The sequence below is a fragment of the uncultured Chloroflexus sp. genome (assembly GCF_937129525.1).
GTDB lineage: Bacteria > Chloroflexota > Chloroflexia > Chloroflexales > Chloroflexaceae > Chloroflexus.
Map to the genome: position 1 here is coordinate 1 of NZ_CAKZNK010000004.1, position 12,561 is coordinate 12,561.

General features: G+C 56.6%; 9 protein-coding genes. 7 read left to right on the forward strand and 2 right to left on the reverse strand.

What is annotated here, in order from left to right:
* Positions 1–204 precede the first annotated feature (204 nt).
* Complete coding sequence (locus Q0650_RS00085; protein ID WP_298814388.1) at positions 205–1,020, forward strand: helix-turn-helix domain-containing protein; 816 nt, start codon at positions 205–207, stop codon at positions 1,018–1,020.
* A gap of 32 nt (positions 1,021–1,052) precedes the next feature.
* On the opposite strand, the gene Q0650_RS00090 is transcribed toward Q0650_RS00085, so the two are convergent.
* Positions 1,053–1,589 carry a YbaY family lipoprotein gene (locus tag Q0650_RS00090; protein WP_298814391.1) on the reverse strand — a complete coding sequence of 179 codons (537 nt, stop codon included), beginning with the start codon at positions 1,587–1,589 and terminating at the stop codon, positions 1,053–1,055.
* 246 nt (positions 1,590–1,835) lie between these two features.
* Between Q0650_RS00090 and purL the strand changes: the two genes are divergently transcribed.
* From purL to aat, 4 genes are read left to right on the forward strand one after another with little or no spacing between them, the layout of a single operon-like run.
* Entirely contained in the window at positions 1,836–4,754 is a 2,919-nt protein-coding gene (gene purL, locus Q0650_RS00095) for a phosphoribosylformylglycinamidine synthase subunit PurL (RefSeq protein WP_298814394.1), read from the forward strand.
* A complete protein-coding gene (locus Q0650_RS00100; RefSeq protein ID WP_298814396.1) occupies positions 4,751–5,563 on the forward strand; it encodes a DUF1444 family protein in 813 nt (270 codons plus the stop codon). Before purL ends, Q0650_RS00100 begins: the two co-directional genes overlap by 4 nt.
* A 52-nt stretch (positions 5,564–5,615) precedes the next feature.
* The gene (locus Q0650_RS00105; RefSeq protein ID WP_298814399.1) at positions 5,616–6,359 is read left to right on the forward strand and encodes a hypothetical protein; all 744 of its coding nucleotides are present in this window, start codon (positions 5,616–5,618) and stop codon (positions 6,357–6,359) included.
* Between the two features lie 41 nt (positions 6,360–6,400).
* Complete coding sequence (aat, locus tag Q0650_RS00110; RefSeq protein ID WP_298814402.1) at positions 6,401–6,997, forward strand: leucyl/phenylalanyl-tRNA--protein transferase; 597 nt, start codon at positions 6,401–6,403, stop codon at positions 6,995–6,997.
* 21 nt (positions 6,998–7,018) lie between these two features.
* On the opposite strand, the gene Q0650_RS00115 is transcribed toward aat, so the two are convergent.
* Positions 7,019–7,477 (reverse strand): hypothetical protein, encoded by a 459-nt coding sequence (locus Q0650_RS00115; protein ID WP_298814405.1) that lies wholly within the window; start codon positions 7,475–7,477, stop codon positions 7,019–7,021.
* A gap of 348 nt (positions 7,478–7,825) precedes the next feature.
* Here Q0650_RS00115 and Q0650_RS00120 point away from each other — a divergent pair, with 348 nt between their 5' ends.
* Both Q0650_RS00120 and bchH read left to right on the forward strand, forming a co-directional pair.
* Positions 7,826–8,185: an STAS/SEC14 domain-containing protein gene (locus Q0650_RS00120; protein WP_298814408.1), complete on the forward strand. Its 360-nt coding sequence runs from the start codon at positions 7,826–7,828 to the stop codon at positions 8,183–8,185.
* 147 nt (positions 8,186–8,332) lie between these two features.
* A complete protein-coding gene (gene bchH, locus Q0650_RS00125) occupies positions 8,333–12,142 on the forward strand; it encodes a magnesium chelatase subunit H (RefSeq protein WP_298814410.1) in 3,810 nt (1,269 codons plus the stop codon).
* The last annotated feature ends 419 nt before the right edge of the window (positions 12,143–12,561 follow it).

Consider the following 12,561-nt stretch of genomic DNA (forward strand, 5'->3'; position numbering starts at 1 on the left):
CGGCATGCGCGTTTGGCGATAGCCGATAGCTTATAGCCGATAGCCGGGAGTAGGGAGGTAGGGGCGAAGCGGTGCTGTGCCCTCCATCTGCTTCGCCCCTACTCTCCGGTCGGTTTATGTACATTTATGCTTGTTTGCACGAATATTATCTTTCGTGTATAATACGCTGCAAGGAATTTTCATGAATAAAAATACGGGAATAATATGGGTTCAGGCGTCGCGCTCATCCTCGATCGCAACGGCAGCACGCGCGCGGCACTACTCAATTGCCTGTGTAAATGGCATTGGCCGGTGCTGGTTACTTCCAAAAAGGCATCGATCTTATGCCATCTAGCCGATCAGCGTGTTAGTCTCTGTATTATTAATACTAAACTTTTTTCTAATCCGTATCACGATCTGCAAACGTTCCTGAATGCCCTTTTACCTCATCAGATCCTCATCCTGGCCGGAGATCTATCCCTATCGCCAGAAGAGGCAGCGAATATTCAGTCAACACAGCTTTATCAGTTGCCTTATCCAGTGCCGGAAATGGCATTGCAGACGATCATTTCATCGCACTTTGCCGGATGCGGCGAAACCACCAAATCGTACACGCCTGCCTCTTCTGCTCAAGGCCATCGTTTCGAGATCGACACCCAACGACGGCGATTGCTTCTGCGTGATCGTGAAGTGCGCCTTAGCCGCGACGAGCTGAAGCTGTTGCAGTATCTCTACGAAGCAAAGGGGCGGGTCTGCCGGTATAATGAGCTGGCGCGCTTGCTTTTCCCATCAACGTATACCGATGATGAAGCGCGCCATCTGTTGCGCGGACGAATGTACTACTTGCAGTCAAAAATTGAACCCAATCCAAAGAATCCACAATATTTGATCTGTGTTCGTGGTGCGGGGTATCAGCTTTTGACGAAAGGAAAAAGCGAGTATTACGCTTCCTGGTTAGCAACCTCAATCTATTGGACATTTCAGCAAAGACGGCGCGCTCGCCGAAACTGGTCATATTTCCGGCCACGGGGCCGGCGCTGAGGGTAACGGTTATGACGTCGTGACGTGAGTAGTCATCGACGCTTCCGCCAATATCTGCCCGTTCGCCGCGCCAAGTGCATGATCATGCCGGCAATCCCCAAACTACCGGCTAATCCGAGCATCCACAATGCACTACCTGCTGCCGGCAGTGTTGCGCCACGAACGGCAACCATGACCACGTTAATGTCACTACGTGGCGCATTGCCGGTGATCACCGGAATCAGGCTGGCAGTCGTGAAGAGCGTGCGTCCCTGCACCTGAATGCGCCCCTGGAGTGTGTAGACTCGTCCGGCATCGATCAGGGCCGGATTGTACGCGAGGTTAAATCGAAATGGCGGCTGCGCGCCGTTGGTGGCGAAGGTCTGTTCGACTATCACCCGTCCCCCACTACCGGTTGGTGTCACTTCGGCAATCTGTAACGTAACCAATGCATCGGCGGGTAACAGCACACGTTCACGGTAAGTAATAATGCCGGTCAGGTTTGCGGTACCCTGCGCCACTGTTAGCGCAGGTATTGTCAGCCACCACAACCCGATCAAAACGACGAATATCCGGCGACAACTCTGCATAGTTTACTCCGTAGTGCAACATCAGCAAGAGAAGATGGTATACTCAAGATTATAAACGATGTAAACGCGCGAAATCTGGCGCAACTGCGCGAAAGTAGAGTGGTTGATGGAACAGCTCGACAGACAATGCCTGGTATACAGCGTTAGGTCCAGGGTATAGATGCGACTCGGGCACGTCCGTAAGATAGTCTGTGGTCAACCTTCCTTTCGCGACGCTGCGTCGTTGCACCAATTGCTGGAGTTCCTATGCCGCTCTATCTTGTGACGGTGGCTACCCGCGCCGCCGCTTCACCGCAGATCCTCTATCTCCTTGCCGGGAATGATCTGACCCCGACAGCGGTTTCTCTTGTCGTTGATCAGCTCCTCCATGATCCAGTAGTTCAGCAGGCGCATTGGCAGTTGGTAACCACCGGACAGCCTTTGAGCGATCCGCTGCTACCGGCCACTGATGTACTGGCATTGGAAGTTGCTTATCGGCCCGGTGTTACCGATAGCGAGGGCGAAAGCGTGGTCGAGGGCGCGCGCCGGTTGGGGGTGCGCGGGATCGAGCATGCCCGCGCGTTGCGACGCTATCTCTTGCCGCCAGCAACCGATCCTGCGCAGGCCGTGGCCGATCGCTCAATTGATGTGGTGCATACAACCCTTTGCTATCGGCCTGGCGAGGGCGATGCAAGCCGCGCAGCGTTCTATGCGATGCTGGTGGCCGATCCTTCCCCTATCAAACCGGTAGTGGCTTCGGTGCCGTTACGCGATGCCGATGAGGCTGAGTTACTCGAGATCAGTCGGCGCGGTGTCCTGGCGCTCGATCTGTCCGAAATGCGCGCCATTCAAGCCTATTTTGCCGCGCAAGGGCGTGATCCAACTGATGGCGAACTCGAGACGATAGCGCAAACCTGGAGTGAGCATTGTTCCCACAAGACATTCAAAGCGCGCGTGCTCTACGAACAACCGCCGGAGCAGGTGAAGGTTGATCCAACGCTATACCCAATGCTAACCTGGCTGGCGAGCGGTACCGTGACGATTGATAGCCTGATCCGCACCTTCTTGATGGAGGCGACCAGACAAACGCTGGCTGGACGTGAAGACGAGTGGGTGCTGAGCGCATTTGTCGATAATGCCGGTATTCTGGCGTTTGGCCCACATCACGAGGTTTCGTATAAAGTTGAAACGCACAACCATCCCAGTGCCCTGGAACCGTTTGGCGGGGCAAATACCGGCGTGGGGGGAGTGATCCGCGATGTATTAGGGGTATCAGCCCGTCCAATCGCTAACATCGATGTACTGTGCTTTGGTATGCCTGAGTCATCACCTCCACCCGGTGTCTTGCATCCGCGCCGGATCGCCAGTGGGGTTGTCGCCGGAATTCGCGATTATGGCAATAAACTCGGTATTCCTACCGTTGGTGGCGCAGTGCTGTTCGATCCCGGTTATATTGCCAATCCGCTAGTTTACTGTGGCACAGTCGGATTGGCTCCACGCGGCATGCATCCCCGGAACGTTCGCCCAGGTGACATCATTGTCGTGATGGGTGGACGCACCGGGCGCGATGGCATTCACGGCGCAACTTTTTCCAGTATCGAACTGACTCATACTACAGCCAGCGAGGTGGGAAGTGCGGTACAGATTGGCGATCCGATCACCGAGAAGAAGATGCTCGACGTGTTGTTACAAGCCCGCGATGCGCAGCTCTACTCCGCGATTACCGACTGTGGCGCGGGCGGGTTGTCGTCGGCAATTGGTGAAATGGGCGCCGAACTGGGCGCTGAAGTGCATCTCGAACATGTGCCGTGCAAGTATGCCGGTTTGCAGCCATGGGAGATCTGGCTTTCAGAGGCGCAGGAACGAATGGTGCTGGCCGTGCCCCCGGATCGACTGATTGCGCTGCTTACCCTCTGTACCGCCGAAGAGGTGGAGGCAACGCCGATCGGACGCTTTACCGATGATGGCCGGTTGCGCGTCTACTATCACGATCTGGCGGTGGTCGATCTTGAGATGTCATTTCTGCACGAAGGGCGTCCTCAGCGCGTTCTCACGGCGCGTTGGGAACCATCGCCGGCCCTGCTGCAAGCGCCGCAGCTCGATCATGTGCAGCCGGAAGCTGCGCTGTTGGCGCTGCTAGCCCATCCCTCCATCGCCTCAAAGGAGCGGATTATTCGCACTTACGATCACGAGGTGGGCGGCGGAACGGTGATTAAACCCCTGGTCGGTGTTGCGCTCGCCGGGCCATCAGATGCGACTGTCATCAAACCGCTGCCCGGCGAACCTGCCGGATTGGCGCTCGGCTTCGGGATCTGTCCACGCTACGGCTATCACGATCCCTACTGGATGGCGCTGGCCGCAATTGATGAAGCGCTGCGTAATGTGGTGGCGGTAGGTGGTGATCCTGATCGCACCGCAATCCTCGACAACTTCTGTTGGGGTGATCCGCGTCAACCGGATCGTATGGCCGGGTTGGTGCGGGCAGCGGCTGCCTGCTATGACGGCGCTGTCGCCTTTGGGACGCCATTCATCAGCGGCAAAGACTCGCTGAATAACGAGTATCGTGATGCCGATGGCCGACGAGTCGCGATCCCACCGACTCTCTTGATCTCGGCATTGGCGCATGTTCACGACATCAGTCAATGCGTAACCATGGATTTGAAACAGGCGGGTGACGTGATCTACTTGCTCGGCGCAACCCGCGCTGAATTTGCCGGGAGTCACCTGGCTGCGATTGGCATGATTGCAGACACCGGCGCGCTGCCGCATGTCGATCTGGCGGCGGCGCGGGCTACGTTCCGCGCTCTCCATAGCGCGATCCGCGCCGGATTGGTGCGTGCCTGCCACGATCTGAGCGAGGGTGGGCTGGCCGTGGCGGCAGCCGAGATGTCCATTGCCGGTGAGCTGGGGCTTCAGCTCACGTTGGACAGCGTTGATCTCGATCCGATTGTGCTGTTATTTGGCGAAACCCCCAGCCGGTTTTTGATCGCCGTGGCGCCGAACCAGACTGCCGCATTCGAGGCAGCAATGTCCGGGTTGCCGTTAGCGCGGTTGGGAGTTGTCACCGCGACGCCGACGATGCAGGTGTCCTGGCGCGATCAGGTATTGCTCAACTTGCCTGTTGCCCGTTTACGCGAAGTCTGGCAGCATAGTCTTGATATGATTAGCGTAAAGGATGGTGAATGATGAGTGGGCAAACCCCACTGGATCGGGCAGCATTTGCTGCCGAAATCGAACACCGGTTGCGCGCCGAACCGACTGTTGATTTCCTTGGTCGCGAAGGCGACGTGGTGCAGGTGCGCGTAACCAATCAGCGCATGCGAGTCGATCTGACCAATTTCTATCAGGCGTATATTCAGGCTCCAGAGCATTTCGATCTGGTATACGCAACGTTACTGCGTCTATTGCACGAACAGATACCAGAACGCGCAGCAAATACCTTTGCCGACATCGCCGATCGGGTGATGCCGATGCTCAAGCCAATTACGCTTCTCAATGCGGTTTTCGAGCGGAAGTTACCGATGCTGGCCTACCGGCCATTCCTGGCCGACCTGATCGTCGCCTACGTGATCGATGAACCACAGCGGGTGTCATACATCAATGAGCGCCATCTCGAACGGTGGGGGATTGGCGAGCATCAACTTCACGAGCGAGCGCTGACAAATCTGGCTGCTCGCACGCAAGAACGGGCCCATTTCCTGATGACCGGCGACGGCCCGCAGCGCTTGATTGTAGCCAACACTCATGACGGTTACGATGCGACACGCCTGCTATTGCCCGACCTGCTGGCAAGCTGGCAGCCGCACTTTCCAGGCAAAATGGTCATTGGCATTCCCAATCGCGATTTTTTGATAGCGTTCAGTGACGCCGATGAGAGCATCTTGACCAGCGTTGCCCATCAAATTCAGCTTGATGCGGCTCAACGGGAATATGGCTTGACCGATCAGCTCTTTACGATTGATAATGGTGAAGTGCGTGAGTATCAGTGGGATTAGCAGCGTGTTGCCGGCACAGTAATGCGGTTTCCCGGTTTACAAGAGCCTGACAGTGCGCGTTGTCAATGATGACAATGCGCAAGGAGCAAGCGATCTGCTGACCATACTGATAACATTTCTGCTGTACGGGGTAGCGCTCTGGCTCTGGTGGCAGCAGCGCAGTCCGCTCTATGTGTTAGCGCTGGCAGCAGGCCAGCTCAGTATTTTACTCAACCCATTCTGGCGGTTGCTGTACAGTCTGCAAACCATCCCCTCGCCCGGCTCGTTACTGGCGGTATTTGCTACTCCGTTTGATATAGTCGCTTCTCTGCGCGCTGCGTGGCCTGATACGCTACCGGCGCTGATTATCGTGCTGCTTTATTCGTGCCGCTGGTGGAAACCAGATTTGCTAACCGGTCTGTTGACGTATTTTGTCTTCGTCAGTCTGCAACTTTTGTTCGGACTGCTCGGCCTGCGTGATCCGGCGCCCCCGGCGTTAGCAGGTGATTTGCCGTTTGGGTTTAATCCCAGCCTCCTGGCAGCGCTCATGAGCGCGACGATCACATATGGGTTATGCTATGTCTTTATGACGGTGCAGCGCTACTCGTGGCCGAGTATGGCCGTCGCAATCCTGCCGATGCCATTACTCTTTGGAGGCCTTGTCTACGGAGTAGTCGGCGCGCCGTTGCTCGTTGGGCAACTGCTGCCTGATGGTGAATGGCCATTGCGAATCGGTTTACTGCTGACGTTAGCGCTATCAGGCTGGTGTGTCGCCATCATCTCCGCTGGGTTGCAGCGGCTTGGTCAGGCGATGTAAGGTAACCTTCACCGCTTCACAAAGGCATTGAAAGAGCGTCTATGCCATCACCACAGCTCACGCCAGAATTGCTGCTGGCCGCTTACCGGCAAGGCATCTTTCCAATGGCCGACGAAGATGGCTCAATCGGCTGGTATGAACCGGTGCGGCGAGCAATCATCCCGCTTGACGAACGGTTTCATGTGCCGCGCCGATTGGCGCGCACAGTGCGATCTGGAGTGTTCACCGTAACGTTCGATACGGCCTTCGCCGAAGTGATCAATGCCTGCGCCGAACCGGCGCCGGGTCGAGAAACAACCTGGATTTCAGATGAGATCGTTCGCGCCTACTGCGAGCTACACCGGCTTGGCTACGCGCACAGTGTCGAGTGCTGGCGTGATGGCATGCTGGCCGGAGGTCTTTACGGGGTCGCGCTGGGTGGGCTGTTTGCTGGCGAAAGCATGTTCCACCGCATTCGTGATGCCAGTAAGGTGGCACTTGTGCATCTGGTCGAACGGTTGCGGCGAGGTGGGTTTGTTTTACTCGACTCTCAGTTTATTGCCGGGCCGCATCTATTGCAATTTGGCACGATTGAAATCCCACGCGCCGAGTATCACCGACTGCTGCGAGCCGCATTACGGGTACAGGCAGTATGGTGAAGGCGCGTGGGAAAACGATGACTACCGCTGTTTGCGCTTGCGTTCGCGACGAGCTTCGCGACGACTCGTGGTGGGAGCAGGGCGGGGGGTGGCGGGAGCAACGCTGGTTGACGCCTGGCGCGGCGCCAGCGCGCGGGTGCGTGAATTCCGAACCAGTTCAGGCAGCACATTACGCCAGTAATATACAACATAGCCGCCCAAAATCAGCTCAATCACAAACTGAATGTAAAACCAGAAACGCTGGTTAAATACTGGCGTATTGAGCATACGAGCCACGCCGAGCGCTACCCCAAAACCGCCTACAATCATCAGCGCAATCCCTAACTGGCGAAAAAACGTCGCTCTGGCGACATTCCGCTCGGTGTGCAGCCAGATGAAGTAGGCTCCGCCCGCGACCAGCAAAATCTGAAGAATGAAGAATGTCCAGGCATACGAGCCAAATTGAGGACTGACAGTAACGAAATATTCAAAAAACCCCATGATGACAAGCCTCTCTTAACGGTCGCAGAGCGTCTGTAGTGCTTGATTGTGGCGGCGATTATAGCAGCGCCTGAGGTGATCGTCAAACACGATCATTATAAAGCAAGCGGTCTGGAAATGCTCTCCATGCCGCATACATGGGCCGCCGATGAGTCGCGGCCACCCACAGTTGCTTACATACCCTCCATCAGCCCATGCCAGATCGGTGCCGTGAGGCATTGTCCGGGCAATGAAATGACCCGCTGCACAACATTCGCGCAGGAAACATGCCATTTCTTTCGCTAGACATATACAGCAAAATCATTGTATAATGTGCAAAACTTCGCATAATTTGTGAGGGAGAGCACTATGCCCTACCGCATTCGTCGCCGGGCCCATGATCTGATCTGGGTGGTGATGGAGGATCATCTACACTTGGCCGAAGCGGAACGGTATTATCACGAAATGTGGCGCTTACTCGATCAGTGTCCGAAGCCGACCGATCTGCTGGTCGATGGTCGGCGCGTCTCTGGCGCCGATCGGGGGGCGCGCCAGCGTACTGAAGCGATTGCCAGTCACAAACATCTAGGGCGAATTGCGTTTATTGTCTCTGAGCATCATTTGCTTCTTTTTGCTCCTCTTGTGCGTTTTGTCAGTGGAATTGGTCTGTTTGGCACTGAACAAGAGGCTTTGCGGTATCTTGGCACAATTATGGAGTATGGAGATTGATGGTTTTTTTGTGCATTTTTAGCGCAAAACCTGTGCAATTATGCACAGGTTTTGTTCGTTTTCTGTTCAGATTGTTTTTTGAACCACGATCTTGCATAATATACGCAGCGGATTGATGATATGACTGACTACAGGAGCAAGGAAGCTATGAGCCAGCCGACAGAGTTTGTCATGGTGCTCGGCATGCAACGCTATAGTCAGGATTTCTTTCGTCGCGCTGAAGCCGAGGTGCGCAAAGAGGTGCCTGATTTCCGCTTGCATATTTTCGAGGATCGCGATGTTACTGCGCGTCCAGTCGAGGTTGAAGCAGCCATTGCCCGTTGTCAGTGCCTGATTCTTTCACTTATCACCCTCAACGAGACGGCGGAAGTGCTGGTGCCGATGGTTGAACGGCACGATCCGCCAGTGGTTTTTTCGTTCGAGGGGCTGCCAGAAGTCATGCGCCTGAATAAGGTTGGTTCGTATAATCTTAAAGCGGGCAAAGGTATGCCGAAGCCGGTGCAGAATGTGGCCCGGTTGCTTGTCGGTGGGCGCGAGGAAGATGCTCTGTATGGCTATGTCAAACTGCAAAAGATTACTTCAAAACTGATCAATTTTTTGCCTGGCAAGCGTCTCAACGATTTTCGCAACTGGACGAATGTTAATAACTATTGGAACCACCGCAGCATTGCCAATGCGACCAATATGTTTAAGCTGATCCTGCGCGAGTATAGTGGGATGAGTCAGTTGCGCGTTGATCCGGTGGTTGAGCTGCCGAATATGGGTTTTGCCCACCCTGATGCGCCGCGTCTCTTCTCCTCTCCCGGTGAATACGAGCGCTGGGAAAAGGAGCGCAATCGCGCGCGCAAGGGTATGCCGGCGCCGCTCGGCACAGTTGCCGTGCTCTCATTCCGAGCGCATATTCTTAGCGGGGCCGATTATCACCACAAGATTGTGCAAACCCTCGAAGCCGCCGGTCTGCGTGTCCTGCCGATCTTCGTGATGGGCATTGAGAGCCATATCGTGGTGCGCGAATGGCTCAGCCATATGAAGGTCGATTTGATCATTAACACTATGGGCTTCCCGCTTGTCGGCGGCCCGGCTGGTTCAACCAAGGCCGGATTGACTGTTGACGTTGCGCGTGAGTTGCTTAGCAAACTTGATGTGCCCTATATCGTCGCCCAGCCACTGTTTGTTCAGGATGAAGATGACTGGCGCGAGCGTGGCGTAGGCCCATTGCAGAGCACGTTCCTTTATAGTCTGCCGGAAATGGATGGCGCAGTTGCGCCAGTTGTGCTGGGTGGTATGCGCGGGAGCACGATCACGACCGCGCAAGACCGGATCGACCGCCTGGCGCGCATCGCCCGTAGTTTTGTCCGTTTGCGCAAGAAGGCTAACCGCGACAAGAAAGTTGCGATTATTGTTTACAACTATCCTCCCGGCCAGGGTAAAGTGGCTACCGCTGCCCTGCTCGATGTGCCGGCCAGTCTGATCGCAATCCTCGACCGACTGGCTGCTGAGGGGTATCAGGTAGGCCGCTATCCGCGCGATCCTGCCACCTTTGCCCGCTGTTTAGAGGGGCTGGTGAGCGATCAGCCACTGCCATCTGGCCATCCGCCGGTAGTCATCGGGGTGAGCGCTGACCGTCAAGACTTCTACCGCTGGATACGTCCGGCTGATCAAGAGCGGATTAACGCGCGCTGGGGCGACTTCCCTGGCGATATTGCCCCTCTCGGTCGTGACAAAGTGCGGCTGGCCGGCACGCAGATCGGCAATATTTTCATCGGCGTGCAACCGATCATCGGTATGCCCGGCGACCCGATGCGGCTGCTCTTCGACAAAGAGAATACGCCACACCATCAGTATGCCCTCTTCTACCGTTACCTCATCGAGAGCTTTGGTGTCGATGCCATCATCCATCTCGGTATGCACGGCACTGCTGAGTGGATGCCCGGTCTGCAACTCGGCCTGACCGATCGCTGCTGGCCTGATGTGTTGCTCGGTGAAGTGCCTAATTTCTACGTCTACCCGATCAATAACCCGGCTGAGGCCAATATTGCCAAGCGGCGTGGTTATAGCACGATCATCGGCCATGCTATTCCTCCCTACGGTCGAGCCGGCCTCTACCGTGAATTACAGGCTCTGCAAGATCTGCTGGCCGAGTACCGCGAACGCCCGGCGTTAGTGGCCGATGATGACCAGAGTCCGGAGGCAATCGCGATTATGCAGAAGATCGCGTTGCTGAATCTGGATAACGATCTGGCGCGCCAGCCAGGCGAGCCATTCAGCCGGTTTGCTTCCCGCGCTTACGCCTATCTGCGCGATCTGGCGTCAACGATGATTACCGATCGCTTGCATGTGCTGGGCAGCGCGCCACCACCGGAAGAGCAACTGACCTTGATCGTTGAGACGCTGAAAGTGCCACGCGATGAGTTGCCCGGTTTAGCGGATCTCTTCCTGATGGCACGCAACGCCAATCTCCGCTATAGCGAGGTGTTGTCGCGGGCGCGACAGGGAGATGCTGAGGCTCTGGCTCTGCGCGATGAGCTTGAAGCTCGCTGCACGGAGTTTGTGCAACAGACGGTCTTCGGCCATCTTTCACCCGATCAGGCTGCGCGCCAGTTTGGGCTGCCTGCCGGTAGCGAGGCGCTCGGTCTGATTCAACACGGGCGAGCGTTGCTGGCTGCGCTGCGCGACAATACCCAGGAGCTTGATTATCTCATGCGCGGATTGGCCGGTCGCTATATTCCGGCTGCGCCCGGTGGCGATATTATCCGCGATGGCGCGCGAGTGTTACCGACCGGTCGCAATATTCACAGCCTTGACCCCTTCCGGGTGCCAACCGATAGCGCCTACGAACGCGGCGCGCGGATTGCCGAGGCATTGATTGCCGCCCATCGCGCTGAAACTGGTCAGTATCCTGAAACGATTGCTCAGGTGTTGTGGGGCCTCGATGCGATCAAGACCAAGGGTGAGTCAATCGGTATCGTGCTCGGTCTGATCGGGGCGCGTCCGGTTAAAGATGGGCAGGGTAAAGTGGGCCGCTACGCGCTGATCCCGCTGGCCGAACTGGGACGGCCACGGATCGATGTGCTGATGACGGCATCGGGCATCTTCCGTGACATCTTTGCCGGCACGATGGACATGCTCGATCGATTGGTGCGCGATGCTGCGGCAGCAGATGAACCGGTTGAGATGAACTATATCCGCAAGCACGCGCAAGAGATGATGGCTGCCGGTAAAAGCTTTGATCAGGCGACAGCGCGTATCTTTACCCAGGCCGCCGGCACTTATGGCACCGATGTTGACGAAGCGATTGAAGGGAGCGCGTGGGAGAAGCGGGAGGAGCTGGAAGAGCTCTTTATCAAGCGCAATGCTTACGCATTCGGCGGTCGCCAAAACGGCGCGGCGCAACCTGAAGTCTTGCGCGCCTTGCTCGGTACTGTAAGTCGGGTTGCGCAAGAGATTGACAGCGTTGAGTACGGCCTGACCGACATGCAGCACTACTATGGCTATTCGGGCGCATTAAAAGCCGCTGCCGAACGAGCCACCGGTCATCGCGTGCCGCTCAACTTTGTCGAGAGCTTTACCGCCGAAACCAGGCTGCAAACGCTCGAGCAGACATTGCGGGTTGAATACCGCACCAAATTCCTCAACCCGAAGTGGTATGAAGGGATGTTGCGGCACGGTCACAATGGCGCTGCTGAAATTGCCAGCCGCTTTACGTATATGCTGGGTTGGAGCGCGACGACCGATGCAGTCGATGCATGGGTGTATGACGAGGCGGCCAAGACGTTCGTGCTCGACGATGCGATGCGCACCCGTATCGAGCAGCTCAATCCGGCGGCTGCGCGCAATATGGTCGGTCGCCTGCTGGAAGCGAATGCGCGCGGTATCTGGCAAACCGATGAGGAGACTCTCGAACGGTTGCGTGAACTTCATGCCGATCTCGAAGATCGGTTGGAAGGTGTAGCCTGACCAGCGCAGGCTGATATTGGGAAACGATCCCCTGGCGGGGATCGTTCCCATTCCCTCATTTCTCCCCGTAGCAATACGCGCGTTGATCCGACCGCCGAGGTCGCAGAGATCGCAGAGGGCCTATCGCCTATCGATCTTAGCACAGAGGTCGCAGAGAGAGGGTAGAGACGTTGCAGCCTATCCCCAAACGCGCCTGCCACCACCTGGCGGATGGGGGGGCGCAGCAGCGCTGCGCCCCTACCCCTACCTCCTTCTCGCTCGCCGCTCCCCGTCACCCGCAATGATTGACCATCGCCTATCGCTATCACCTATCGGCTGTCGGCTATCGGCTATCGGCTATCGCCTATCGCCTATCCCCAAACGCGCCTGCCACCCGCTGGTAGATGGGGGCGCAGCAGCGCTGCGCCCCTACCCCTACC